Source organism: Streptomyces liliifuscus, from assembly GCF_016598615.1.
GTDB lineage: Bacteria > Actinomycetota > Actinomycetes > Streptomycetales > Streptomycetaceae > Streptomyces > Streptomyces liliifuscus.
The window spans coordinates 3,060,639-3,086,258 of record NZ_CP066831.1; the positions used below are offsets into that span (position 1 = coordinate 3,060,639).

Below are 25,620 nucleotides of genomic sequence, written 5' to 3' on the forward strand. Positions count from 1 at the left end.
CCCAGCCCCAGCCCTCGCAGCTTCCGCAGCCTTCAGGCGAGGGTCGCCACCAGCATCGCCTTGATCGTGTGCAGCCGGTTCTCCGCCTCGTCGAAGACGACCGAGTGGGCCGACTCGAAGACCTCGTCGGTGACCTCCAGCGAGTCCAGGCCGTGCCGCTCGTGGATGTCACGGCCGACCTTGGTGCCCAGGTCGTGGAAGGCCGGCAGACAGTGCAGGAACTTGACGTCCGCGTTGCCGGTGGCCCGCAGGACGTCCATCGTCACCGCGTACGGGCCGAGGGCGACGATGCGCTCGTCCCAGACCTCCTTGGGCTCCCCCATGGACACCCAGACGTCGGTGGCGACGAAGTCGGCACCCGCGACCCCCTCCGCCACATCCTCGGTGAGCGTGATCCGCGCCCCGCTGCGCACGGCGAGCTCACGCGCCCGGTCGACGATCTCCTCGGCGGGCCAGTAGGCCTTCGGCGCGACGATCCGTACGTCCATGCCGAGCAGCGCGCCGGTGACCAGGTAGGAGTTGCCCATGTTGAAGCGCGCGTCGCCGAGGTAGGCGAAGGCGATCCGGTTCAGCGGTTTGGTGGTGTGCTCGGTCATCGTGAGCACGTCGGCGAGCATCTGGGTCGGGTGCCAGGCGTTGGTCAGACCGTTGTAGACGGGCACGCCCGCGTGGGCGGCCAGTTCCTCGACACCTTCCTGGCTGTCCCCGCGGTACTGGATCGCGTGGAACATCCGGCCGAGCACCCGCGCGGTGTCCTTCACGGACTCCTTGTGCCCTATCTGCGAGCCCGAAGGATCGAGGTAGGTGGTGGAGGCCCCCTGGTCCGCGGCCGCGACCTCGAACGCGCAGCGCGTACGCGTCGAGGTCTTCTCGAAGATCAGCGCGATGTTCCGGCCCCGCAGGTACTGGGCCTCCGTCCCGGCCTTCTTCGCCGCCTTCAGCTCTGCGGCGAGCCCGATCAGGCCGCGGAACTCCTCCTCCGTGAAGTCCAGCTCCTTCAGGAAGTGGCGGCCGGCGAGGGCGTACGGGACTGTCGCCATGGGGGCGCTCCAGGGTTACGTAAACAGGGACTCTTGGAATTCTATACGATGGTCCACATTTCTATACGGAATCTCTTTCGAGACGTGGGCCTCACTTTCGAGGCCCCGCGCCGACGCCGACCGCTCCCCCTGAGCCCTGACCTCTGACCTCTGACCTCCGACCGCTGACCTCTGACCTCTGACCTCTGACCTCTGACCTCTGACCGCTACCCGACCGGATCCCGTACCACCGGACAGCTCATGCACCGCGGACCGCCCCTCCCCCGCCCCAGCTCGCTCCCCGGGATCTCGATCACCTCGATGCCCTGCTTGCGCAGATGCGTGTTGGTGGTCTGGTTCCGCTCGTACGCGACGACGACGCCCGGCTCCACCGCGAGGACGTTGCAGCCGTCGTCCCACTGCTCGCGCTCGGCGGCGTGGACGTCCTGTGTGGCCGTCAGCACGCGGATCCGGTCCAGCCCCAGCGCGGCGGCGATCGCGCGGTGCATGTGCTCCGGCGGATGGTCGGTGACCTTCAGCTCCTTGTCGCCGACGCCCGGTTCGATGGTGTACGAGCGGAGCATGCCGAGCCCCGCGTACTGGGTGAAGGTGTCGCCGTCGACCATCGTCATCACCGTGTCGAGGTGCATGAGGGCGCGCTTCTTGGGCATGTCTAGCGCCACGATCGTCTTCGCCGAGCCGGTGGCGAACAGCTTGTGCGCGAGCATCTCCACGGCCTGGGGCGTCGTCCGCTCGCTCATCCCGATGAGCACGGCGCCGTTGCCGATCACGAGCACGTCGCCGCCCTCGATGGTGGACGGGTAGTCGGCCTGCCCCTCGGACCACACGTGGAACGTCTCGTCCTGGAACAGCGGATGATGCCGGTAGATCGCCTCGAAGTGCACGGTCTCGCGCTGCCGGGCGGGCCAGCGCATGGCGTTGATGGAGACGCCGTCGTAGATCCAGGCGGAGGTGTCGCGGGTGAAGAGGTGGTTGGGGAGGGGGCCGAGGAGGAAGTCGTCGAGCTCCATGACGTGGAAGCGCACGGAGGTCGGCTCGGGGTGCGCCTCCAAGAACTCCCGCTTGGTCATACCGCCGACCAGCGCCTCCGCCAGCTCGCCCGCGGGCAGCCCCTCGAAGGACGCTCTGAGATGGTCGGTGGCCAGCGGCCCGTACTCCTTCTCGTCGAAGACCCTGTCCAGGACGAGCGATCTGGCCGCCGGGATCGCCAGGGCCTCGGTCAGCAGGTCGCCGAAGAGGTGGACGGTGACTCCGCGGTCGCGGAGCACGTCGGCGAAACCGTCGTGCTCCGCGCGGGCCCTGCGCACCCACAGCACGTCGTCGAAGAGCAGGGCGTCCTTGTTGCTCGGGGTGAGCCTTTTGAGCTCAAGATCCGGCCGGTGCAGGATGACGCGGCGCAGCCGCCCGGCTTCGGAGTCGACGTGGAATCCCATGCCTCCATCCTGACCACCGGTGACCGTCTTCACCCCCTGGTCGACCGTTTCCGCGATTTCTCGTTCTCGTCCTCTTGACGATTAGAGGCGGCGACGATTATCGTCGTACTGACGAAAACGGATGAGGGGGACGCACACACATGGCCGACATCACCCGGCGCCTGGGCTGGCGCCATCTGCGCGGTGCGCCGACGGCACACGTCCGGCACCACCGGGGCGGCAAGCTGCTGCACGACGGACCGGGACTCAGCTTCTGGTTCCGCGCGCTCACCGCGGCGGTCTCCGAAGTGCCGGTCGACGACCGGGAGTTGGCGATGACCTTCCACGCCCGTACGTCCGACTTCCAGGACGTGGCGGTGCAGGCGACGGTCACCTACCGGGTCAGCGACCCGGCACTCGCCGCCGCCCGGCTGGACTTCTCCATCGACCCGGACACGGGAGTGTGGCGGGGCGCGCCACTGGAGCAGCTGGGCACACTCCTCACGGAGACGGCCCAGCAGCACGCGCTCGACGTCCTCGCCCGTACGACGCTGTCGGCGGCCCTGGTCGACGGGGTGGCGGCGGTCCGCGAGCGCGTCGCCGTCGGCCTGGGCGCGGAGCCCCGCCTGCCGGCCACCGGTATCGAGGTGGTCGCGGTGCGCGTGGTGGCGCTGCGCCCGGAGCCCGAGGTGGAGCGCGCCCTGCGCACGCCGGCCCGGGAACTGATCCAGCAGGAGGCCGACCGGGCCACGTACGAGCGCCGGGCGGTGGCCGTCGAGCGGGAGCGGGCCATCGCCGAGAACGAACTGGACAGCCAGATCGAACTCGCCCGCCGCGAGGAGCAGTTGGTCGACCAGCGCGGTACGAACGCCCGCCGCGAGGCGGAGGAGCACGCGGCGGCGGACGCGGTACGGGCGGGCGCCGAGGCGGCCCGGACGGTGCGGCTGGCCCAGGCGGAGGCCGAGCGGTCGGTGAAGCTGGCTCAGGCGGAAGCGGAGCGGTCGGTGAAGCTCACCGAGGCCGAGGCGGCGCGCACCGTGAAGCTGGCCGACGCCGAGGCCGCCCGGTCCGTGCGGCTCGCCCGCGCGGAGGCCGAGGGCGCGCGCGAGGTGGGCGAGGCACGGGCACAGGCCCAGGCGGCATGGCTGCGGGTGCACGGCGAGGTGGACGTGGCGACGCTGCACGCCCTCACCGGGACGCGGCTCGCGGAGAACCTGCCGAACATCGAGAGCGTGACGGTGTCGCCGGACGTGCTCACCGGGCTGCTCGCCAGGTTCGGCACCGGAGAGCGGGCGTGAGTCTCGCACCACGGGTCGTGGTGGTCCACCGGACCACGGAGTACACCGAGTTGGTGGCCCACCACGGCACGCACGGACAGGCCGCCTTCTTCCTCTCCTCCCGGGGCCGGGACATCGAGGAGGTCGCCGAACGCCATCGCCGCACCCGGCGCGCGCTGACCGACGTGACCTCGGCGATCCCGCTGACCTGGCGTCAGACACTGGTCGAGCGGCGTGACTTGGACCGTTTCCTGTTCGCGCCGGAGGACGTGGTGGTCGTGGTCGGCCAGGACGGCCTGGTGGCGAACGTCGCCAAGTACCTAGCCGGCCAGCCGGTGTTGGGCATCGACGCAGACCCCGGCCGCAACCCGGGCGTCCTGGTCCGGCACCGCCCGGCGGACGCGCCGGCGCTGCTCCCCGCGGCCCTCACCAGCGCCGTCGACGAACTCACCATGGTCGAGGCCGTCGCCGACGACACGCAGCGGCTGGTCGCGCTCAACGAGATCTATCTCGGCGCCGTCGGACATCAGACGGCCCGATACCGCCTGGACCTGGCGGGCGACGGGGGTGTCGTCGAGGCCCAGGCCTCCTCCGGGGTGCTGGTGGGGACCGGCACCGGGGCGACCGGATGGATCCGGTCGGTGTGGCAGGAGCGGGGCAGCTCACTGCCCCTGCCACGCCCCACGGAGGACCGCCTGGTGTGGTTCGTCCGCGAGGCATGGCCGTCACCGGCGACCGGCACGTCCCAGGTCGCCGGCCAGCTCTCCGCCTCGTCCCACCTCAGCCTCACCGTCGAGTCCGAACGGCTGATCGCGTTCGGGGACGGGATGGAGGGGGACGCGCTGGAGTTGACCTGGGGGCAGACCGTGCGGGTGGGGGTGTGCGGGGAGCGGTTGCGGTTGGTGGGCTGAGACGCTCACCACCACTCCGGCAACTCCGGTGGGGAGGCCGCCACACCGCCTCCCCACCGGCGGATGCCTACAGCCGCGGGTCCACCGGCTCCGACTCCAGCGCCAGCACCCCGAACACCGCCTCGTGCACCCGCCACAGCGGCTCACCCTCCGCGAGCCGGTCCAGGGACTCCAGTCCCAGGGCGTACTCGCGCAGGGCCAGTGACCGCTTGTGGTTGAGGAAGCGGCCGCGGAGGCGGTCGAGGTTCTCGGGGCGGGTGTACTCCGGGCCGTAGATGATCCGCAGGTACTCCCGGCCCCGGCACTTGATACCGGGCTGGACCAGTCGGCCGTTCCCGCCGCGCACCACGGCCCGGTCGGGCTTGACGACCATGCCCTCGCCGCCGCGGCCGGTCATCTCCAGCCACCAGTCGACCCCGGCCCGCACCGACTCGGGGTCGCCCGTGTCGACGAAGAGGCGCCGGGTGGTCTGTAGGAGCCCGGACGGGTCGTCCGCCACCAGCCGGTCGATCAGCGCGAGCTGCTCCTCGTGCGGCAGGGCCGCGAGACTCCGGCCCCGCACCGCGAGGATCTGGAAGGGCGCGAGACGGACACCGTCGAGCCCGGACGTGGTCCAGCAGTAGCGCCGGTACGCGTCGGTGAAGGACGCGGCGTCGACGGCCCGTTCGCGCTGCTTGGCCAGCAGGTCCTGTACGTCGACACCACGCGCCGCGGCACCTTCGAGCGCGGCCACCGCTCCCGGGAAGACGGCTCCGGCCGCCGCACCCACCGCGGCGTACTGCGAGCGCAGCAGCCCGGAGGCCTTGAGCGACCAGGGCAGCAGCTCGGCGTCGAGCAGCACCCAGTCCGTCTCCAGCTCCTCCCACAGACCCGCCTCGGTGACGGCGGCACGGACCCGCCCGAGGATCTCCTCGGTGACGGCGGAGTCGTCGAAGAAGGGGCGTCCGGTACGGGTGTAGAGCGCGCCCGACACCCCGGTCGCGCCGAACCGCTCACGCGCGGTCTCCTCGTCCCGGCACACCAGCGCCACCGCCCGCGACCCCATGTGCTTCTCCTCGCACACGACCCGCGCGACGCCGTCGGCCTCGTACTGCGCGAAGGCCTCGACCGGGTGCTCCAGGTAGCCCTCCACCTTGGAGGTCGCCGTGGGCGCCATGGTCGGCGGCAGATACGGCATCAGCCGCGGGTCGACGGCGAAGCGGCTCATGACCTCCAGGGCCGCGGCCGCGTTCTCCTCGCGTACGGAGACACGTCCGGCGTACCGGGTCTCGACGACCCGGCGGCCGTGCACGTCCGCGAGGTCCAGCGGCCGTCCCTCGTGTCCGCCGGGCGCCTCGGAGGCCAGCGGCTTCGTCGGCTCGTACCAGACCCGCTCGGCCGGTACGTCGACGAGTTCGCGCTCCGGCCAGCGCAGCGCGGTGAGCTTGCCGCCGAACACGGCACCGGTGTCCAGGCAGATGGTGTTGTTCAGCCAGGTGGCCTCCGGGACCGGGGTGTGGCCGTAGACGACGGCCGCCCGGCCCCGGTAGTCCTCGGCCCACGGGTAGCGCACCGGCAGCCCGAACTCGTCGGTCTCGCCGGTGGTGTCGCCGTACAGCGCGTGCGAGCGCACCCGGCCCGACGTACGCCCGTGGTACTTCTCGGGCAGTCCGGCGTGGCAGACGACGAGCCGGCCGCCGTCGAGGACGTAGTGGCTGACCAGCCCGTCCACGAACTCCCGTACGCGCTCCTTGAATTCGTCGCTCTCGCCCTCCATCTGCTCGATGGTCTCGGCGAGGCCGTGGGTGTGCTGGACCTTGCGGCCCTTGAGGTGACGGCCGTACTTGTTCTCGTGGTTGCCCGGCACGCACAGCGCGTTGCCCGAGCCGACCATGGACATCACGCGGCGCAGTACGCCCGGGGTGTCCGGGCCGCGGTCGACGAGGTCGCCGACGAAGACGGCCGTACGCCCCTCGGGGTGCACGCCGTCCGCGTAGCCCAACTTGCCCAGCAGCGACTCCAGTTCAAAGGCGCAGCCGTGGATGTCACCGATGATGTCGAACGGACCGGTGAGGTGGGTCAGGTCGTTGTACCGCTTCTCGGTGCGGACCTCGGCGCTCTCGATCTCCTCCACACCCCGCAGGACGTGCACCTTCCTGAACCCCTCGCGCTCCAAGTGCCGCAGGGAGCGCCGGAGTTCGCGGGTGTGGCGCTGGATGACGCGGCGCGGCATGTCGGCGCGGTCGGTGCGCGAGGCGTTGCGCTCGGCGCACACCTCCTCGGGCACGTCGAGCACGACGGCAATGGGCAGCACGTCGTGCTTCCTGGCCAGCTCGATGAGCTGCTTACGGCTCTCCTGCTGCACGTTGGTCGCGTCGACGACCGTGCGCCGGCCCGCCGCGAGCCGCTTGCCCGCGATGTAGTGCAGGACGTCGAAGGCGTCGCCGCTGGCGCTCTGGTCGTTCTCGTCGTCGGCGACGAGCCCTCGGCAGAAGTCCGACGAGATCACCTCGGTCGGCTTGAAGTGCCTGCGGGCGAAGGTGGACTTGCCCGACCCGGACGCGCCGATCAGCACGACGAGGGACAGGTCGGTGACGGGCAGGGAACGAACCTTGTTGCTGTCGGTACCGGTCATGCGGCCTTCTCCTCCTTCGTGTTCCGAGTGGTCATGGTGAAAACCGCCATCTGCGTGGGCGGTCCGACCTCGGGGTCGTCCGGTCCGACCGGCACGAACTCCACGTCGTACCCGTGCCGTTCGGCCACCGTCCCAGCCCAGCCGCGGAACTCCTCGCGCGTCCACTCGAAGCGGTGGTCGCCGTGCCGGACATGGCCGGCGGGGAGGGTCTCCCAGCGGACGTTGTACTCGACGTTCGGTGTCGTCACGATCACGGTCCTGGGGCGCGCCGAACCGAACACCGCGTACTCCAGGGCGGGCAGCCGCGGCAGGTCGAGGTGCTCGATGACCTCGCTCAGCACGGCGGCGTCGTACCCCTTGAGCCGCTTGTCGGTGTACGCCAGCGAACCCTGGACGAGCTTGACGCGCTCGGACTGCCGCTCGCCCATCCGGTCCAGCTTGAGCCGCCGGGAGGCGATGGTGAGCGCGCGCATCGAGACGTCGACCCCGACGATCTCGGTGAACCGCGTGTCCTTGAGCAGCTCCTGAACCAACTGACCCTGTCCGCAGCCCAGATCGAGGACCCGTACGGCGTCGGTGCCCTTCAGCGCGCCGACGATCGCGTCACGCCGCTGGACGGCGAGCGGTACGGGCTTCTCCTCGGTGTCCGTCTGCTCGTCGACGGCGTTGTCGATCTCCTCGACCGCGCTGTCGTCCGTCTCGGCGAGCCTTACGAGTTCGAGGCGCTCCATGGCCTGCCGGGTCAGCGACCAACGGCGGGACAGATAGCGGCTGGTGATCAGCTTCTGCTCCGGGTGCTCCGGCAGCCAGCCCTCGCCGGCCAGCAGCAGCTTGTCGACCTCGTCGGACGACACCCAGTAGTGCTTGGCGTCGTCGAGAACCGGCAGCAGGACGTACAGATGCCGCAGCGCGTCGGCGAGCCGCTGCTCACCTTCGAGTACGAGGCTCACGTACCGCGAGTCGCCCCACTCGGGGAACTCGGTGTCCAGGGCCACGGGTTCGGCACTCACCGTCCAGCCGAGCGGCTCGAACAGCGCCCGTACGAGGTCGGCGCCGCCGCGGGCCGGCAGTGCGGGCACCTCGACGCGCAGGGGCAGCGGGCGCGCGGGCAGCTCGGGCTTCGCCTGGCAGGTGCCCTTCATCGCGCTGGAGAACACGCTGCTCAGCGCCACGGCGAGCAGGGACGAGGCGGCGTACGGCCGGTCGTTGACGTACTGCGCGAGGGCCGCGTCCGGGGCTCCGCCGCGACCCTTGCCCTTGCCGCGCCGGACCAGTGCCACCGCGTCGACCTCCAGCAACAGCGCCGCCGTGCAACGCTCCACGCTCGCCTCGGGGTAGACGACATGCGCCTTTCCGTAGGAGGTGGAGAACGCCTGCGCCTTGTCGGGATGCTTGTGCAGCAGGAAACCGAGGTCGGTCGCGGGGCGCTCTGGAGTGCCGGTGGTACTGATCGTCAGGAACATGGTGGGAATACCTCGAGAACTCTTCTGACCTGCGGAAACACATCGGCGGGCAGGGCCCGGGCGCGCAGTTCGTGCGCACGTGCCGGGCACCCGTGAACCTCAGCGGCGGGAGAGCGGACCTCGGTGGTCACCGCTCCTGGCCCTTCCCCGACCTCATGGCGGTGAGTACGCCGCGCCGCGGTGGGCCGCCCACGCAACTCCCCTTCTTCGATGCGCCAGCACAACGTACAGCGGAGGACGAGGACGAAGTCATGTATTTTCGCCCGCCGTCAGGCTCCCCGGACACCCTCTAGGTCGACTGCGGGGTGAAGACACGGGCGAAGGTGGCCAGCAACGACTTGGGGCCGGACAGCTCGACCTCGCCGGACTTGATGGCCTGCATGATCTCTCTGTACGTAGGCACCGCGTCCGCCGCGATGGTCACCACGAGATCGGGTTCGGTCGGCGCGGGCCCGACACCGCTGGTGAGGTGTCCGTCGGTCACCACGGCGTGCAGAACGACCTCGGCCGCTCGGAGTTCCCACGAGGCGGTCAACCCGCTTGCCGCGTCGCGGTTGAAGGTGGCACGCAGTCCCATGACCAGTGAGGACGGCGGTACGAGGTCGCCGGGCTGGTGCTCGCCGAGCTGTGTGTTCCCCCAGCGGGCGAGCGTAAGGACAGCGGCTTCGAGGCCCTCCCCCTCCTTGGTCAGGGCGTAGACCACACCGCGCTGGGGAGCCGGGGCGATGCGCCGTTCGACGATGCCGGCCTCCTCCAGCTCCTTGAGCCGGGTGGAGAGCACGTTGGTCGGAATGCCCGGCAGGTCTTCGAGCAGATCCGTGTACCGGCCGGGGCGGGCCAGCAGCTCTCGAATGACCAGAAGGGCCCACCGCTCACCGATGAGCTCCAGGGCGCGAGCGAGCCCGCAGTACTGACCGAACTCTTTACGCCTCACGCATGGAGCATAGCAGCCTGCTCGAACTGCCGTAGACTTTCCCTATCGCAGTTCACTTGCAAAAATGAAGTTGGCGCACCTACGCTCCCTGGCATGACCAATCGGAACCCCCTGGCGCCCGCTCCTGTGCGGGCCGCCGCACCACCACCGGCCGGGCGCAGTCCGCGTTCGATACTTGCGATCCTGTCGCTCGCCGGGTTCATGGCGAACCTGGACGTCTTCATCGTCAACGTCGCCTTCGACGACATCGCCGACGACTTCCACGGCTCGTCGATCAGCGACGTGAGCTGGGTACTCAACGCCTACGCGATCATCTTTGCCGCGCTGCTGGTCCCGTTCGGCCGCCTGGCCGACAAGGTCGGCCGCAAGCGGATGTTCCAGCTCGGGATGGGCCTGTTCACCCTTGCCAGCGTGGCGTGTGGCGTCGCCCCTGGCCTGTGGTGGCTGGTCGTGTTCCGGGTGCTGCAGGCCGCCGGTGCGGCCGCGCTGACCCCGACCGCACTCGGTCTGCTGCTGGCCGCCGTACCGGCGGAGAAGCGGTTGCACTACGTGCGCATCTGGTCGGCCGTGGCAGCGGTCGCCGCGGCGGCCGGGCCCGTCCTCGGCGGTCTGCTCGTCACCGCGAGCTGGCGCTGGGTGTTCCTGGTCAACCTGCCGATCGGCGTCTTCGCGATCATCGCCGCCCAACGCAGGGTCCCCGACTCGCGCGACGCGAGCGTCACCAACATGCCGGACATCGTCGGCTCCGTCCTGCTCACCCTGGGCATCGGGTCACTCGCCCTGGCGATCGTCAAGGGCGGCGACTGGGGCTGGGGTGCCGGCCGGACCGTCGGTGGCTTCGTCGTCGCCGGTCTGCTTCTCGCCGCCTTCGCCTGGCGGGCCGAACACCACCCCGTCCCGGTCATCGAGCCCGACCTCTACCGGGTGCGCACCTTCGCCTCGGCGAACCTCGCCATGGTCGCCTTCGGCCTCGGCATGTCCGCCTATCTGCTCATCACCGTGCTGTGGATGCAGAACGTCTGGCACTGGTCGGTCATCACGACCGGGTTCGCGATCGCGCCGGCACCCGCGATGGTCCCGATCGTCACCGTGCTGGCCCAGCGACTCGTCCACAGGATCCCCGCGAGTGTCCTGTCGGCCCTGGGGTGCGCGATATTCGCGGCCGGGACAATCCTGACCCTGTCCCGCATCGGTGCGCACGGGTCGCACTACGCGAGCGAACTGCTCCCCGGTCATCTGCTCGTCGGCATCGGCATCGGGTTGGCGCTGCCGACCATCCTGGCGACCGCGACCCACGACCTTCCCCAGCATCGTGCGTCGACCGGCAGTGCCGTCATCAACATGGCCCGCCAGATCGGCTTCGTCCTGGGCGTCTCCGTGCTCGTCGCCATCCTCGGCACCCCGACGACCTACCAGTCGGCGCACACCGCGTTCGTGCACGGCTGGTGGACCATCGCCGCCGTCGAACTGGCCGCCGCGGTGGCCTGCCTCGGCATCGTCAAACGCCGTGGCGCCACACGATGACAGCCGAGTCAGGCGACGCCGTGGCCAAGGAACCGCCTCGCCGACCACCCGGCAACTGCCTGCTCTTCTACCCGATCCCGGCCGACGACGAGCCCGACACCCAGGCACCGCCCGACGCGGCGCACGCGCCCGGCGCCGACCGCCGTACCCACGAACTCCCGCGGCCGGCAGACCGACCGCGGGCGCACCACGAAAGCCTTGTCCAGGAAAGGAACACCACGATGACCTCCCTCAACGGCGCGACCGTCCTCGTCACGGGCGCAAACGGCGGACTCGGAACCGAGTTGGTCAAAGCCGCCCTCGACCGCGGCGCGCGACGCGTGTACGCGACCGCGCGCAGCCCCAAGGAGTGGGGCGACGAGCGTGTCGTACCCCTGCGGCTCGACGTTGCCGACCCTGAAGCCGTCGACCGGATCGCGCGGCAAGCCGGCGACACGACGATCCTGATCAACAACGCGGCCGTCTACCCCAAGGGCGACCTGCTGACGGCGTCGGCCGAGGACATCACGACGACCATCGACACCAACCTGCTGGGCCCGATCCGCCTGACCCAGACGTTGGCATCCGCGCTTCGCTCGGCCAAGGGCGCGCTGGTCAACGTCGGCTCCGTGCTCGGCTGGCTCGCCATCGGCAAGGCTCACAGTGTTTCCAAGGCGGGTCTGTGGATGGCGACCAACGCCTTCCGACTCGAACTCGCACCTGCCGGCGTCCAGGTCCTCGGTGTCTACGCCGGCCCGACCGACACTCCGATGCAGGCAGGCAACGACCCGGCCGGGATGAACAAGCCGTCCGACGTCGCCTCCGCGATCCTCGACGCCGTCGAAGCCGGAGACCACGAGCTGTTCGTCGACGAGCTGACCACAAAGGTGCACACCGCGCTCTCCGCACCGGTCACCGCTCTCTACCCGGCTCTCGCGCAGTAGCCGACCATGCGGTTCGCCCCCGAAAGGCGATTCCGACCTCGGTCATGACGTGGACGTTCCCGGCTCGTCGGACGGCGCGCTGTCGCCACTCTGCCGCTGACGTTCCGCACGCTGCTGGACGAGTTCCTCGACCGCGCTGGGCAGGGTCGTCTCGAAGTCGATCAGCTTCGCCCACGTCGGCGTCATCACGATGCGGACCATGCCGTCGTAGAGCGAGCGGATCTCCGCCTCCCACTCGACCCGCTGCTCGGCCGTCATCTCGTAGGAACCGTTCATCTCCAGGTATTCCTCGGGAATGCCCTCGACCTCGTCGAGTTCGACGGTGCCGCGGACGAGCAGGATCTTCGGCGGGTGCACCTCGGTGTCGATCGTGATGGCGACGACCGGGTTCTGACGGAGCGAAGCCAGCTTCGGGGCGTTCTTCGACGTGCACATCACGGCCTCCTTGCCGTTCCAGGCGAAGGCGATCGGGATGTTGCGCGGTGTCCCGTCCTTCGCTACGTAGGCGAGGCGGCAGAGGTCACGAGCCAGCAGCTCCTGGCTCAGCGGGCGGTTGAGGATCTCGGCGATCTGGTCGTTCGTCATGGCGGACCTCCTGAGGGCCATGCGACCACGGTGGTCGCTTCTGCCCCTGGGACGGAGCCGCCACGCCGTTCTCGACATCCTCGCCGAACTTTCCCCCGCGGGCCTGCGCACCGCGTGGGGAAGGGCCGACGGGCGAAGGCGCACGCTACGTGCGGCGGATCACGGAGGGCTGCAGGGGTAGTTGTCGCCGGTGCCCAACGCAATGGAATTGATCGGGCTCAGATCTTCGACGAACCCGTATCCCGCGAAGATGATGGATTTGCCTCTGCCGGTGCCGTTGTAGCCGGTGCACAGCTCCACCCAGGCGCCACCGTACTGATTGTTCATCACGTAGTGGTTGCCGAACTGGTTGCTGAGGTTGTGCGGGCCATAGGCCCAGTAGACACCGCCGCTCTGGATACCCGAGTTCGGGTCGGCGTTGTTGTAGATGCACACGGCGCCGTACGGGCATCCGTAAGCGGAGTCGTTGGAACTCGCGGACGCGGGCCCGGCGGTAACCGCCACGAGCGACCCCGCCACCGCGACGGCCGAAACCGCCAGCCTCACCAATTCACCGAAAATCGCAAGTACCTCCTTTTGGTAACGCGAGCGGATCCTTCAATCCGCTCGCTACTGCTGCACGGCTGCCGACGGATCACGCGCCGGGAGCCCTTCGATGGTGCGGAGAGGCGGACCGCCGCCGCTCCCTTCCCGGTCAGGTCAGGTCAGGTCAGCAGTTGCGGATCGACCAGACCGGCTCCCAGTCCACGTCGGGTGCGTCGGTGCTGACCGGGAAGGTCTGGATCACGTTGCCGCTCTGGCCGTAGGTCGTCGCCTGGGCGTTGTCGGTCTGGCTGTTCATGACCTCGCCCGTGCCGTGCCAGTTCGACAGGTAGTAGCGGTTGCAGTCGTAGAGGAAGAAGACCCGCCACTGGTTGACCGTGGGGTCCCAGACGCCTGCGCAGAAGTTCCCCGTGTCACAGGTGACGGAGCTGCCGGCGGGCACCAGCTGCGAGGGGGCGGCCGGTGAGACCGTCGGCGAGACGGCGGACGTGCCGGAGGACGCCGCCTGGGCCGAGCCGGAGGCAAAGACGGAGGCCAGCACCAGAGTCATGGTGCCGACCACGCCGAGAAGGGATCGCTGAGGACGCATGGGTTCGATTGCTCCTGTGGGGAGGGGCCAGCGGTGGGTATGAGGAGGCCGGCCGGATGCCGGCAGTGGCGACCGACGACCGAGGACCGACCGGCGAAAGCGCGTGCGGAGGGACCTCGGAGAGATCGGGGTATTCCGAACTGACAGAAGCGGTGCGCACAGCAACGTAGAGGGCCGCCGACCTCAACGGTCCCTGACAGATGTCAGGAACCCGCCCCGCGTCCGGGACGACAGAGCAACGCGGAGCACGACCGTGTCCAAACAGCGAGACAGATGCGAACGTGCGCCCCCACATCGATGACTCCAGCCCGGGGCCGTGACAGGTGATCAGCAGGTCCGGCTCGAAGTATCGGTTCACGGCGCGTGTCCGGGCGAGAGGGGAATGCCGATGGTCTCGTGGTCCGGGAGCGCGGTCTGCCACGTACTCGTACGTCACCGATCGGGTGCCGCGGAGGACGTCCTGGGCGCCCCGGCCCTCGATGTCCTTCATGTGGTCATGTCGGCTTCCCTTGGCGGCAGTTGGCCGGGCACTTGCTCCAAGTTGGCGTCTCCGGACGGGTCGGTTGCCCCTCGGGGTGACTCGTCACCCGTGGTCGCGGCCTTTGTGGTCTGTCGCGGCTCTGCCGGGTCGCGCAGGTGTGCCTCCCAGTGCGAGGGCGGTTGCTGCGACGGAGGTGAAGGCGAGGGTGGTGAACAGGCCTGGGTAGCCGCCCAGGGTTCCGGCCAGCGCCGCTCCGGCGAAGGGGGCCAGGGCTGAGGCGAGGGTGGCCGGGGCGGCGAGCAGTCCGGAGAGGCGGCCGTAGTGGGTGGTGCCCCAGCGGTCGGTGACGGCGGTGGCCTGGAGCAGGGTGAGGTTGCCGCGGACCATGCCCGCGACGAGGGACAGCAGGAGCAGCAGGGAGTAGGGGCCGGGGACCGCGGCGAGGGCCATCGTGGTGGCGCCGCCCGCGGCGATCAGCGTGACCGTGCGGGTGGTCACTCCGGTGTACCGAGTGAGGGTGGCGTAGAGCGTGCGGCCCAGGGTTTGGCCGGCGCCACCGAGGCCGAGGGCCCAGGCTGCCTGGGTGGGGCTTGCACCGCGTTCCAGCAACAGCGGAACCAGGGCGATGACGACCGCGTACATGGCGAAGCCGTTGAGGGTGAGCGCGGCGGTGAGAACCAGGAAGGGGCGACTGCGGGTTACTGCCCGGCTGTTGGGGGCTTGTGGGGTGTGGTGCGTCGGGGCGGGTGGCCATGGGGTGCGCAGCGCGAGGGCGTGAGCGGGGATGGTGACGGCTGCGAGGATCACGGCGAGGACGGTGTAGGTGGTGCGCCAGCCGAAGGATTCGGCGAGTACGGCGGTGAGTGGTGCGAAGGCGGTGGAGGCCAGACCACCCGCCAGGGTGACGATCGTGAGGGCGCGGACGCTGTCCCTTCCCCACCAGCGGGTCACGGCGGCGAATGCGGGCTGGTAGAAGGTGGAGGCCATGGCCAGCCCGGCGAGCAGCCAAGCGGCCGTGAAGACAGCCAGATTGGGTGCGTGCGCGAGAGCGAGCACTGCGATCACGCCGAGCAGTGATCCGGTGGTCATCACGGCGCGCGGGCCCCGGCGGTCGAGGATGCGACCGATGGGTATCCCCGCGAGCGCGGACACGACCAGGGCGCTGGAGAAGGCTCCGGTCGTGGCGGTGGTGGACCAGCCGGTGTCGGCGGTGATGCGCGCGTTGAGGACCGGGAAGGCGTAGTAGACGATGCCCCAGCTGGTGATCTGGGTGGCGCACAGGGCGGGCAGGACCGCGCGAGGCCGCGCCCGGTCCCCCGTTCCGGGCGCGGCCTCGCTGGTGCCGAGGTCTGTCATCGGGCGGTCAGCAGCAGGTGCCGGCTGCGGTGACCGACGGCTCCGTAACCGCCTCGGACGGGCCGGTGCAGCAGGTGCCGCCCTGTTGCCCGGCCAGGGTGTCGGCGTCGGCCTTGACGACGTACACCTCCCAGGGTTCCCGGCCGGGGCCGTGGACCCAGACCTTGTCCTGGAGGGCGTAGCAGCAGGTGGTGTCGTTCTCCTCGACGGTGGCCAGCCCGGCTTCGGCGAGCCTGGTGGTGGCGGTGTGCACGGCCTCGGTCGTCGCCACCTCTACGCCGAGATGGTCCATGCGGGTGTCCTCGCCTGCCGCGCCTTCGATCAGGACGAGCTTCAGCGGCGGCTCGGTGACGGCGAAGTTGGCGTAGCCGTCGCGGAGTTTGGCCGGTCCGGTGCCGAAGAGCTTGGTGTAGAAGGCGATGGACGCGGCGAGGTCGGGGACGCGGAGGGCGAGCTGTACGCGGGACATGGCATGCCTCCTGGTGGGTGAGGGGTGGGGTGGCGTGTCAGCAGCCTCCGCTGGATGAGGCCGGTGCGCCGATCCCGATCTGGAGGGTCGCGGGGGCTGCGCAGCATCCGCCGCCTTCCCCGCTCTGCGCGGCGTCGGGGTCGTCGAACAGGCCCACCCCACCGCACACTCCGGTCTCGGGCAGCGTCAACTCGACGCGCTCGGCGGCTTCCTGGTCACCGGCGAGTGATGCGGCGATCGAGCGGACCTGCTCGTAACCGGTCATCGCGAGGAAGGTCGGGGCGCGGCCGTAGGACTTCATGCCCACCAGGTAGATGTCCTTCTCCGGGTGGGACAGCTCGTTCACGCCGTGCGGGTAGACGGTGCCGCAGGAGTGGACGTTCGGGTCGATGAGCGGGGCCAGCGCGGTCGGGGCCTGGAGGCGTTCGTCGAGGCCGAGGCGGATCTCGGAGAGGAAGGACAGGTCGGGGCGGAAGCCGGTGAGGACGATGATCTCGTCGACTCGGTCCAGGCGGCGGCCGTCTTCGGCGACCAGCACCAGGCGCCCGTCGGCGGTGCGCTCGACAGCCTCGGTACGGAAGCCGGTCGCGGCGGTTGCGTGGCCGGCCTCGACGGCGGCCTTGGCGCGCAGGCCCAGCGCGCCGCGGGCGGGAAGCTCGTCGGCCTCGCCGCCCCCGTACGTACCGGCGCCGATGCCTCGTCGCAGGATCCACACCGCGTGCGTACCGTCCTCGTCCTTCGCCAGGTCGGCGAGCGAGGCCAGGGCGGTGAAGGCGGAGGCTCCGGAGCCGACCACCGCGGTGCGCCTGCCCGCGTAGCGGGCTCGGACCGCCGGGTCCTTCAGGTCGGGCACCCGGTAGGAGATCCGCTCGGCGGCGGTCTTCTCGCCGAGCGCGGGCAGGCCGTCCGCGCCGATGGGGCCGGGTACGGACCAGGTGCCGGAGGCGTCGATGACGGCCCGGGCGGTGATCCGCTCCTCGCGGCCGTCGGCGTGCGCGAGGTGCACGGTGAAGGGCTGCTCGTCGCGGCCTGAGTCGACGATCCGGTCACGGCCCGCGCGGGCCACCCCGGTCACGGTCGCGCCGAAGCGGACCCTGGTGCCGAGGACGTCGGCCAGCGGCTGAAGGTAGCGCTCGGCCCAGTCACCGCCCGTGGGGTACGTGGTCCCGTCGGGGCGGATCCACCCGGTCGGGGCCAGCAGCTTCTCGGCGGCGGGGTCGACGAGTTCGGCCCAGGTGGAGAACAGGCGCACATGCGACCAGTCCCGCACGGCGGTGGCCGCGGACGGGCCGGTTTCCAGGACCAGCGGTTCGATGCCGCGCTCGACGAGGTGGGCGGCGGCGGCCAAGCCGACGGGGCCTGCTCCGATCACCACGACGGGCAGCTGGTCGGCGGTGGGCGTGCTCACGGGATTCCCCTTTGATTCGACATTCGTCGATACCTTGCACGGCCAGAATGACACCTGCTTCGACAAGCGTCAACATAGACACTTATCGAAACCGGAAGGTGGCCTTGCCCGGCAGACGGACCCCGGACGCACCTTGGACGCGCCTTGGACGCACCTTGGACGCACCTTGGACGCACCTGGAAAGCGCCTCGGACTTGAGGTCTTTCACGCCCATCCGCGGCGCCGCCGTCCGGCCCGGGAGGAGAATCACCGGCATGACCATGGTGAAGGACATCGATGTCCGCGGCATGCAGCACTGCGAGACGACGACGCTGGGCGTGCTGCTGCGGCATGAGGGACTGGACCTGTCCGAACCCATGCTGTTCGGGCTCGGCTCCGGGCTCTCCTTCATCTACTGGGACAGCAGGAGCATGGGCTTTCCCTTCCTGGGAGGCCGGGTCAAGCCGTTCGAGCTCACCAGGAACCTGGCCGCCGCACTCGGACTTGAGCTGAGGGTCGGGGAGACCACCTCCCCGCGCAAGGCATGGCACAACGTGGCGGCACCGATCGACGCCGGTCGGCCGGTCGGCCTTCAACTCGACAGCTACCACCTGGACTACTTCAGCACCAAGGTGCACTTCGGCGGGCACGTCGTGGCCATGTACGGCTACGACGATCAGGACGCCTACCTGGTGGACACCGACCCGCAGGGCGGAGCCGTCTCGACCAGCCTCGCGACCCTCGCCAGGGCCAGGGCCGAGCGCGGCCCCATGACCGCCAGGCACCGCTCCTTCACCCTCACGGCGCCCAGTAGTCCGACGTCACCGCAGGACCGGATCGTCCCGGCGATAAGGACCTGCGCCGACGCGTTCCTGAACCCGCCCATCGCGAACCTGGGCCACCGGGGCATCGAGAAGGCCGCCGAGCAGGTGCCGAAGTGGCTGCAGCGCAGCGACAATCCGAGGGAGGACCTGCCACGGACCGCCCTCCTCATGGAGAGGGCCGGTACCGGCGGCGCCCTGTTCCGCAATCTCTACCGGGACTTCCTCGCCGAGTGTGCCCAGCTCATCGACAGCAGCCATCTGCGCACTGGCCACAGCCTGTACGCCGAGGCCGCCACGCTCTGGACGCAGGTGGCCGCACTCATCGCAACGGCAGGCGAATCCGGCGACGCGAAGCACCTCACGCAGGCAGGCTCCATGCTCCACAAGCTCTCGCGCATCGAACGCGATGCGATGCGGGCGCTCGGCATGGTCTAGACGCCGATCGTCCGCTCGATCAGCACCGGACCGACTCCCGGCTCACTGGTTCGACATGTGTCAACATAGACGTATGTCGAATGTCGAGGTGCTGCCGCTGCTGGAACCCGCGGGTGCCGAAGCCGTGGCGCCCTGCTGCCCGCCGCTGTCCGAACGTCCCTTCACCGCCGAAGAGGCGGAAAGGACGGCGCGGATGTTCAAGGCGCTCGGCGATCCGGTGCGTCTGCGCCTGTTCTCCCTGGTCGCCTCGCACGAGGGCGGGGAGGCGTGCGTGTGCGACATCTCCGACGTGGGTGTCTCGCAGCCGACCGTCTCCCATCACCTGAAGAAGCTCAGGGAGGCCGGGCTGCTCACCTCCGAGCGGCGCGGCACGTGGGTCTACTACCGCGTCGAGCCGTCGGTCGTGGCCGCGCTCGGCGGGCTCCTCAGCGCCAAGAACTGATCCGCGCGTACGGCCGCCGGTGGGCACTGCCCGACGGCCGTACGCGGATGATCACATGTCGGCCGCGTCCACCACGGCTCCGAGGTCGACGAACTTGAAGCCGGTCGCCGTGCGCGTACCGCCCTCACCGTCCGGCACTGCCGGCGTCTCCTGGCCGTCCTGGACGACGAGCAGGCCGCGCGGATAGCGGGCTCCCAGCGGGGCGTTGAGCACGGCGGCTCCGTCGCACTCCTCCACGCTGTCGAGCGTCGGCGTGGCGGCCCCGATCCGGAAGCCGCCCTCGTACTCGTTGTCCTCGCCCACCTCACGGTCGTACAGCGCGAAGGTGTTGTCGCCCTGACTGGAGGCGAGCAGATAGCCGTCGCCGCCGCGTTCCTGGAACAGGGTCAGGCCCTCGACATCGGCCGAAAGACGCTTGCCGCCGTAGCCGGGGTCGGCGCCCGGTGCGCACTCCTCGGTGTCCTCGTCGTAGACGCCGGGGACGCCGTACTCCTTCACCTTGTCCACCAGGACCGGTTTGCCGGTGAGGTCGGCGCGCAGTCGCCAGATGCCGATGTCCTCCTGTCCGGCGTAGAGCGTGCCGGTCGCCGGATCGACGACCATGCCCTCGACCTGCGGGAGTTCCCCGGGCTCCGCGCAGGGGCTCCACGTCGTGCCGTCGGGCAGACGGAACGAGGACGGCAGATCAAGGGTGCGCACCTTGCGGTAGCCGACGGTGCCACCCTCGCCCGGCAAGAGTTCGAGAAGGGCGAGGCGGGTCCGCTCTCGCCGACTGACCAGGGCGTACGTACGTCCGGTGGCCTTGTCCGTCCAAGTGGCCAAGCCGTATGTGGTCCGCTGGTCGTTGATCTCGGCCTGGTCGGCGGAGAACACCGGGGTGGCGGCCGGGTCGGTGATGTCGGTCAGCGGGCCGCCCGGCTTCGACGGGTCGATGCGGTAGATCCGCAGCCGGTCGCCGCCCCGGTCGCTCACCACGGCCACGTCGGCCCGGCCGGTCGAGGTGCGCAGGCCGCTGACGAGGTCGACGTTGTTGTAGCGCCCCGGGGCGTCGTCCGGCCCCGGCGGGCGCGGAGCGGACAGCGACTGCACCAGGCGCGCGTCAAGATCGTAGACCCGCAGCCCGCCCTCCTTGGCGGTCGTGACGACGAGGCTGCGCCCGGGGTCGGCGGCGTTGCGCCAGATCGCGGGGTCGTCGGCGTCGGAGTTGCCGCCCGCCTCGTCGTCGTAGAGCGCGGCGGTCTCACTGGTGGCGGTCACGACAGGCAGACCGGGCGCGCCCGCCCCCGCGGGGGATGCTCCGAGCAGGGTGACGAGCGCGATGCCCGAGGCGAGGGCTGCGGCTCTTCGCTTGGTGCGGTGCGTCGTTGTCACAGGCGTTTCCTTGGCTGTCGGGGGTGGTTGGTTCGGTCAGGGACATGCCCATGGTCCGAGTGACAGCTTGCGTACAGAGAGCCGTGAACTGTCCATGCCATCACGGGAATTACCCCAACAGGTCGGTTGAAGTTCGCCCGAGGGTCGCCCGGTCCACCGAAGCCTCGATGGCCGAACTCCGTCCTGGCGGACCGGGGAGACAGGTCAGGCGGCGCCTTGCCCCATCGCCCGTCAGTCGGCAACTGCGGCGAGTCCGACCCGACCGCCACCGATCACGACAGCGTGGGTCGTTCGCGTCATGGGGCGGGCTGCTCCACGGCGGCTCGGCCGGGCATGAAGATGAGCGCGACCAGTGCCAACCCGACCACGGCGCCGACGAGTTGCATCGCGATGAAGGCCGCGAGCGAGCCGGGCGCGATGCCCGCGAAGGAGTCGGTGAAGGCGCGGCCGACGGTCACCGCCGGGTTGGCGAAGGAGGTGGAGGAGGTGAACCAGTAGGCGGCGCCGATGTAGGAGGCCACCGCGACGGGGGCGAAGCGCAGCCGGTCGGTGCGGGCGAGGCCGAAGATCAGCAGGATCAGCCCCGCGGTGGCGACGACCTCGCCGAGCAGCAGGTGACCGGCCGAGCGGTCGTGCGTGGACCACGTCACCGGCGGCTGGTCGAACATCGCGTTGGCGAGTACGGCTCCCGCGATCGCGCCGGCGATCTGGGCGGGGACGTACACGGCGACCTCCCGGCCGGTGACACCCGCGCCGCCGCGCCGGGCGGTGGTCCACCACTCGGCCAGCGTCACCGCCGGATTGAAGTGCGCACCCGACACCGGGCCGAGCAGCACGATGAGCACCCCGAGCCCGAAGACCGTGGCCAGCGAGTTGGCCAGCAGCTGCACGCCCACGTCACGGGTCAGCTCGGTGGCCTGGATTCCGGAGCCCACCACGATCGCCACCAGAGCGGCGGTGCCGACCAGTTCGGCCGCCGCCTTGGCGGTCAGCGGCGTACGGGGTGGGGTGGCGCCCGGTGCGAGCCGCGATTCACCGGCCGCCATGACGGACTCCGCGGCGGACTCGTGGGTGGCGGTCAACAGTCACTCCTTGGAACGGCCGCGGCGAGCGACGGGGATCAGGGGCAGGAACGCTTGTTGCCAGCGGCGGTACGCGCGGACTCGGCCAGGTCGGCGAACTGGCCCGCGAGCCGGGCGATGACCTCGGGGCAGAGCTTGTAGTAGGTGAACCGTCCGCACGGCTCCGTCTCCACCACCCCGGCCTCGCGCAGCACCCTCAGATGGTTGGAGAGGTTGGTCTGCCTCGCACCGGTCTCCTCGATCAGATGGGTGGTGCAGAGCGTTTCCCGGGCGAGCAGGGTGACGATCCTCAGGCGGAGCGGGTCGGCCAGAACCCGCATCAGATCAGTGTCGACTGACGTCAGCATGGACTGATACTTTCACATCAGGCCAGACTGATACCAGTGCTCCACTTGAACCGCTTCGCGAAGGAAGAACCGATGTCCTCGACTCCGCTCGCCTCCGTGCTCTTCGTCTGTGTCCACAACGCAGGGCGTTCGCAGATGGCCGCCGGATTCCTCAACCACCTCGCGGGTGACCGGATCGAGGTCCGTTCCGCCGGCTCGATCCCGGGCGACCAGGTCAACCCTGCCGCGGTCGAGGCCATGCGGGAGGTCGGCGTCGACATCTCCGGCCAGAAACCGAAGATCCTCACCACCGAGGCCGTCCAGGCGTCCGACTACGTCATCACCATGGGCTGCGGCGACGCCTGCCCGATCTTCCCCGGCAAGCACTATCTCGACTGGGCCCTCGAAGACCCGGCCGGCAAGGGCGTCGAGTCGGTACGTCCCATCCGCGACGAGATCAAGACCCGCATCGAGGCCTTGATCGCCGAGATCGACACGAAGCACGAGGCGTGAAGCGCAAGGCGTGAGGCGTGAGGCGTGAGGCGTGAGGCGTGATCACGATGGCCGCGACGGAGAACGTACGCAAGGTCGTCATCGTCGGTGGCGCGCTGAACCCCCCTCCGGACGCCTGGCCGATCGGACCGGGAGCTTGGCCGGTCGGACCGGGAGCCTGGCCGGTCGGCCGACGCCCTGGCGTGAGGTCGCCGTCTAGCGTCGGTCGTGTCCGGCCACAGCAGCCCGAGGGGAATGTCGATGCACCAGCGACCGACGACCGGAGAACACACCGACGCCACCGCCATGGACGGGTCGGCCGCATTGGCCGGTGCGGCCACGGAGTTCGAGCTCGACGTCGTGGAACTGCTCGTGGAGGCACTGCGCGACGCGGTGAAGTTCGAGTCGCCGGCCGTGGGTACCGAGAACCTGCTGTCCGCGCTCGTGATGGGTGAGACGGACGCCGGTTCGGCGATGGCCCCCGGGATGCGGAAGGCCGGCTCGCTGAGCGGTCTGGTCGCGGGCCGGGCCGGGAGCGGTGGGGCGGCCTGGGCGAACGACGACGGATACGGCAGCACTCCGGTGGACGCCACCGACGAGGACGAGGCCGAGGTCACCGCCGCCTGGCGCGAGGCCCAGTGGCGTCTCGGGCTCAAGGCCGGCGAGTCGCGCGGCTCGCGCAAGGCGAAGGAACCGGCGAACGAGAGCGGCCGGTCGCTGCCAGGGATGACCGACGCGACGCGGATGTGCCTGCTGCTCGCGCTCGGGTCGGCCCGCGCCGAAGGGACGGTCGCGGTGCGCTGCCGGCACGTGGCACGAGCCCTGCTGAACCTGCCGGCGAGCCGCGCCCGGGAAGCACTGGTCGTGGAGAGGCTGGACCTGGCCGCCGCGGCCACGGCACTCGACGCACTGGACGCGAAGGCCTCGGCGGAGACCGAGGGACCGGAATCGCGTGGCGTGCTGCTTCTCCGCCGGGCCGGCACGCTGGGCAAGAGCGGCAACCGCCTGTCCCGCGCGATCACGTCGTGGACCGCCGGGTCGTCCATCTACGGCTCACCGGTGATGTTCGCGGTGAGCGTCGAGGCCGCACGGCAGGTGGCGCGGTACGGGCGCGGCAGGACGGAGCCCGTGGACCTCCTGCTGGGAATCCTGGCCCTGGACCGGGCCCTGGCCGTTGCCGGACGGTCTCTGCCCGAGGATCTGGCATCGGTCAGCACGGCCGCCGAACTCCTGCGCCGGCACGGCGTACGGCACGAGTCCCTGGCCCGTGCGGCGACCATCGACGCGCCCGTCGGTGGCCTCGACCAGACACAGCTCTCCGACTCCGCCCAGCAGGCCAGGGCGGTCGCGCAGCTCATCGCCGCCGAGCAGGGTTCGCCCACGGTCGGTACGGTCCACCTGCTGGCCGCGCTGCTCGAAGCACCCGCGGCCGACGCGGAGGCGGGGGACGAGGGCCGGACGGTCGGACGGCTGCTGGCCGCCGAGCGCGTGGACACCGCCGCGCTGCGGGCGGAGCTGGGTCCGCGGTCGGGCGCGTGACATCGGGGGACCGTCCGGCAGCGCGCCCACCTGCCGCGGATACCGTTCCTTCCGGCGGATCCGTGATACGCGGATCCGTGATGCCGGGGGCAGAGGCGAGCATGAGTCAAGTGACGGAAGAACAACGGCAGTTGCCCGAACCGCCGACGCGCGGGCCGGCCGGTCCGGCACGCCGGTTGCGCCGCGAGGCGGCCGAGATCCGGGCCGCGCTGCGGGCCGCTCCACGCCGTACGGTGGTCGCCGAGGGACTGGTGTGTGCCGTGGCGGCGGCCTTCGGACTGATCCCGCTGCTGCTGATTCCGCCGGACCGGCCGGTGCTCGCGGTACTGGAGGCGTTGTGGGCGGCGCTGCTCGTCGCCGCGCGGCGCGGCCGGCCGGTCGCCGCGGTCCTGGGCGCCTTTCCACTGCTGGCGGGTGCCAACGTATGGGTGCTCGCGGTGGTACCGCTGATCGTGCTGTCCGCCACCCGCCGCATCGCACCGCCGCGGCGCGCGTGGCGGATCGTCGGGGTGGCCTGCGCCGCGCTCGGCGGACTGACCGTCGCCGGGGGCCTGTTCCGGTGGGAGACCCTGCCGATGAATCTGGCGGAGAACGCCGTCTCCGCCGTACTCCTCCTGCTGCTCCCCACCCTGGCCGGCACCATGCTGGGTCGGCGACGGCCCCTGGTCGACCTGCTGCGGGAGCGCAACACGTATCTGGAGCAGACTCGTACGCTGACCGCCGCGGCGGCCCGGATGGAGGAACGGACCCGGATCGCACGGGAGATGCACGACCTCCTGGGCCACCGGCTGAGCCTGATCTCGGTGCACGCCGGGGCGCTGGAACTCGCCGCCGCGCGCCAGGCACCTCCCCTGGCCGGACAGGTGGAGCTGCTGCGCACGACCGCGGGAACGGCCATGGAGGAGCTTCGCGAGATCCTCGGCGTCCTGCGGCACTCGGACCTGTCGGACCTGCCGGACGAGACCGGGGGCGACCGGGGAACGTACGAGGACATCACCGCTCTGGTGGCCCAGTCCCGGCAGACGGGTGGCGGCCCGGTCGAGCTGGCCTGGTCGGTTCCCGACACGGTCGAGGTGGGCGCCCGTGTCCGGCAGGCGATCCACCGGGTGGTCCGCGAAGGGCTGACGAACGTGCTCAAGCACGCGTCCGGCGCGCCCACCCTGGTGGAGGTCAGGGGCACGGACGCGGGCATCGAGGTGTACGTCACCAACGGGGTGCCGCGCGTGCCGGGCGACTCCCGGGGCGGAACGAGCAGCGGGCTGGCCGGACTTCAGGAGCGGATCTCATTGCTCGGCGGCACCTTCGGGGCGGGTGCGCTGCCGGACGGCGGCTTCCGCGTGACGGCATGGCTGCCGTCCCACGCGACGAACGGGCCTGTGCCCGCCGCACCCTCGGAGGCCGGCGCCGAACCCCTGCCACCTGCACCCCGCCCTCCTTCCGGCGACGGCGACACCTGGCGGGCAGGGGCCAACAACCCGTTGTCGGCCCAGACCCTGACCTGGCCGCGTGTCCTCGGCGCCGGCTGCACGGCGGTGCTCGTGGTCCTGCCCACGGCGGGCTTCCTGATCGTCCTGCTGGTGATGGCGGCCCTAGGATGACCT

The 25,620-nt window shown here is 70.5% G+C and carries 23 protein-coding genes; 9 read left to right on the forward strand and 14 right to left on the reverse strand.

The genetic code is table 11. The annotated features are described in order from the left end of the window. Positions 1 to 32 precede the first annotated feature (32 nt). Together argF and JEQ17_RS12895 are read right to left on the reverse strand one after the other, a co-directional pair. Positions 33 to 1,040, reverse strand: a complete 1,008-nt coding sequence (argF, locus tag JEQ17_RS12890) for an ornithine carbamoyltransferase (protein ID WP_200395395.1) — start codon at positions 1,038 to 1,040, stop codon at positions 33 to 35. A gap of 206 nt (positions 1,041 to 1,246) precedes the next feature. After that, positions 1,247 to 2,473, reverse strand: a complete 1,227-nt coding sequence (locus JEQ17_RS12895) for an arginine deiminase (RefSeq protein WP_200395396.1) — start codon at positions 2,471 to 2,473, stop codon at positions 1,247 to 1,249. A gap of 140 nt (positions 2,474 to 2,613) precedes the next feature. Between JEQ17_RS12895 and JEQ17_RS12900 the strand changes: the two genes are divergently transcribed. Together JEQ17_RS12900 and JEQ17_RS12905 are read left to right on the forward strand one after the other, a co-directional pair. After that, on the forward strand, positions 2,614 to 3,750 hold the full coding sequence (locus tag JEQ17_RS12900) for an SPFH domain-containing protein (protein WP_200395397.1): 1,137 nt from the start codon (positions 2,614 to 2,616) through the stop codon (positions 3,748 to 3,750). Beyond that, the gene (locus JEQ17_RS12905) at positions 3,747 to 4,640 is read left to right on the forward strand and encodes an NAD(+)/NADH kinase (protein WP_200395398.1); all 894 of its coding nucleotides are present in this window, start codon (positions 3,747 to 3,749) and stop codon (positions 4,638 to 4,640) included. The genes JEQ17_RS12900 and JEQ17_RS12905 overlap by 4 nt, the downstream gene beginning before the upstream one ends. A 67-nt stretch (positions 4,641 to 4,707) precedes the next feature. Here JEQ17_RS12905 and JEQ17_RS12910 read toward each other — a convergent pair whose 3' ends face one another. The 3 genes from JEQ17_RS12910 to JEQ17_RS12920 all read right to left on the reverse strand — a co-directional run bounded on the left by JEQ17_RS12910 (position 4,708) and on the right by JEQ17_RS12920 (position 9,651). Beyond that, a complete protein-coding gene (locus JEQ17_RS12910) occupies positions 4,708 to 7,254 on the reverse strand; it encodes a polynucleotide kinase-phosphatase (protein ID WP_200395399.1) in 2,547 nt (848 codons plus the stop codon). Beyond that, entirely contained in the window at positions 7,251 to 8,717 is a 1,467-nt protein-coding gene (locus tag JEQ17_RS12915; RefSeq protein WP_200395400.1) for a 3' terminal RNA ribose 2'-O-methyltransferase Hen1, read from the reverse strand. The genes JEQ17_RS12910 and JEQ17_RS12915 overlap by 4 nt, the downstream gene beginning before the upstream one ends. Positions 8,718 to 9,006: 289 nt before the next feature. Continuing rightward, a complete protein-coding gene (locus JEQ17_RS12920) occupies positions 9,007 to 9,651 on the reverse strand; it encodes a winged helix-turn-helix transcriptional regulator (RefSeq protein ID WP_200395401.1) in 645 nt (214 codons plus the stop codon). A 93-nt stretch (positions 9,652 to 9,744) separates the two neighbouring features. On the opposite strand from JEQ17_RS12920, the gene JEQ17_RS12925 reads away from it, so the two are divergent. After that, on the forward strand, positions 9,745 to 11,175 hold the full coding sequence (locus JEQ17_RS12925) for an MFS transporter (RefSeq protein WP_200395402.1): 1,431 nt from the start codon (positions 9,745 to 9,747) through the stop codon (positions 11,173 to 11,175). Next, the gene (locus JEQ17_RS12930) at positions 11,172 to 12,098 is read left to right on the forward strand and encodes an SDR family oxidoreductase (protein ID WP_200395403.1); all 927 of its coding nucleotides are present in this window, start codon (positions 11,172 to 11,174) and stop codon (positions 12,096 to 12,098) included. The genes JEQ17_RS12925 and JEQ17_RS12930 overlap by 4 nt, the downstream gene beginning before the upstream one ends. 42 nt (positions 12,099 to 12,140) lie before the next feature. Here the strand turns inward: JEQ17_RS12930 and JEQ17_RS12935 are convergent, their stop codons facing one another. The 6 genes from JEQ17_RS12935 to JEQ17_RS12960 form a co-directional block, all read right to left on the reverse strand. After that, on the reverse strand, positions 12,141 to 12,683 hold the full coding sequence (locus JEQ17_RS12935; RefSeq protein WP_200395404.1) for a pyridoxamine 5'-phosphate oxidase family protein: 543 nt from the start codon (positions 12,681 to 12,683) through the stop codon (positions 12,141 to 12,143). Positions 12,684 to 12,842: 159 nt separating this feature from the next. Then, a complete protein-coding gene (locus tag JEQ17_RS12940) occupies positions 12,843 to 13,229 on the reverse strand; it encodes a hypothetical protein (RefSeq protein ID WP_234048182.1) in 387 nt (128 codons plus the stop codon). Positions 13,230 to 13,392: 163 nt separating this feature from the next. Beyond that, a complete protein-coding gene (locus tag JEQ17_RS12945) occupies positions 13,393 to 13,815 on the reverse strand; it encodes a hypothetical protein (RefSeq protein WP_200395406.1) in 423 nt (140 codons plus the stop codon). Positions 13,816 to 14,398: 583 nt separating this feature from the next. Then, positions 14,399 to 15,652 (reverse strand): MFS transporter, encoded by a 1,254-nt coding sequence (locus JEQ17_RS12950; RefSeq protein WP_200395407.1) that lies wholly within the window; start codon positions 15,650 to 15,652, stop codon positions 14,399 to 14,401. Between the two features lie 7 nt (positions 15,653 to 15,659). Continuing rightward, entirely contained in the window at positions 15,660 to 16,121 is a 462-nt protein-coding gene (locus JEQ17_RS12955; RefSeq protein ID WP_200395408.1) for an ArsI/CadI family heavy metal resistance metalloenzyme, read from the reverse strand. Positions 16,122 to 16,158: 37 nt separating this feature from the next. Continuing rightward, complete coding sequence (locus tag JEQ17_RS12960) at positions 16,159 to 17,529, reverse strand: NAD(P)-binding domain-containing protein (protein WP_200395409.1); 1,371 nt, start codon at positions 17,527 to 17,529, stop codon at positions 16,159 to 16,161. A gap of 254 nt (positions 17,530 to 17,783) precedes the next feature. Between JEQ17_RS12960 and JEQ17_RS12965 the strand changes: the two genes are divergently transcribed. Further along, the gene (locus tag JEQ17_RS12965) at positions 17,784 to 18,767 is read left to right on the forward strand and encodes a BtrH N-terminal domain-containing protein (protein ID WP_200395410.1); all 984 of its coding nucleotides are present in this window, start codon (positions 17,784 to 17,786) and stop codon (positions 18,765 to 18,767) included. 73 nt (positions 18,768 to 18,840) lie between these two features. Then, the gene (locus JEQ17_RS12970) at positions 18,841 to 19,209 is read left to right on the forward strand and encodes an ArsR/SmtB family transcription factor (RefSeq protein ID WP_200395411.1); all 369 of its coding nucleotides are present in this window, start codon (positions 18,841 to 18,843) and stop codon (positions 19,207 to 19,209) included. 51 nt (positions 19,210 to 19,260) lie between these two features. On the opposite strand, the gene JEQ17_RS12975 is transcribed toward JEQ17_RS12970, so the two are convergent. The 3 genes from JEQ17_RS12975 to JEQ17_RS12985 form a co-directional block, all read right to left on the reverse strand. Next, entirely contained in the window at positions 19,261 to 20,580 is a 1,320-nt protein-coding gene (locus tag JEQ17_RS12975; protein WP_200395412.1) for a phytase, read from the reverse strand. Between the two features lie 296 nt (positions 20,581 to 20,876). Continuing rightward, positions 20,877 to 21,626 (reverse strand): aquaporin, encoded by a 750-nt coding sequence (locus JEQ17_RS12980; RefSeq protein WP_200401469.1) that lies wholly within the window; start codon positions 21,624 to 21,626, stop codon positions 20,877 to 20,879. A 74-nt stretch (positions 21,627 to 21,700) separates the two neighbouring features. After that, positions 21,701 to 22,009, reverse strand: coding sequence for an ArsR/SmtB family transcription factor (locus tag JEQ17_RS12985; RefSeq protein ID WP_200395413.1), 309 nt, complete (start codon positions 22,007 to 22,009; stop codon positions 21,701 to 21,703). 72 nt (positions 22,010 to 22,081) lie between these two features. Between JEQ17_RS12985 and JEQ17_RS12990 the strand changes: the two genes are divergently transcribed. From JEQ17_RS12990 to JEQ17_RS13000, 3 genes are all read left to right on the forward strand, one after another. Further along, positions 22,082 to 22,501 carry an arsenate reductase ArsC gene (locus tag JEQ17_RS12990; RefSeq protein WP_200395414.1) on the forward strand — a complete coding sequence of 140 codons (420 nt, stop codon included), beginning with the start codon at positions 22,082 to 22,084 and terminating at the stop codon, positions 22,499 to 22,501. A gap of 240 nt (positions 22,502 to 22,741) precedes the next feature. After that, on the forward strand, positions 22,742 to 24,019 hold the full coding sequence (locus JEQ17_RS12995) for a hypothetical protein (protein ID WP_234048184.1): 1,278 nt from the start codon (positions 22,742 to 22,744) through the stop codon (positions 24,017 to 24,019). A gap of 110 nt (positions 24,020 to 24,129) precedes the next feature. Further along, positions 24,130 to 25,617 carry a sensor histidine kinase gene (locus JEQ17_RS13000; protein WP_234048185.1) on the forward strand — a complete coding sequence of 496 codons (1,488 nt, stop codon included), beginning with the start codon at positions 24,130 to 24,132 and terminating at the stop codon, positions 25,615 to 25,617. Positions 25,618 to 25,620 lie beyond the last annotated feature (3 nt).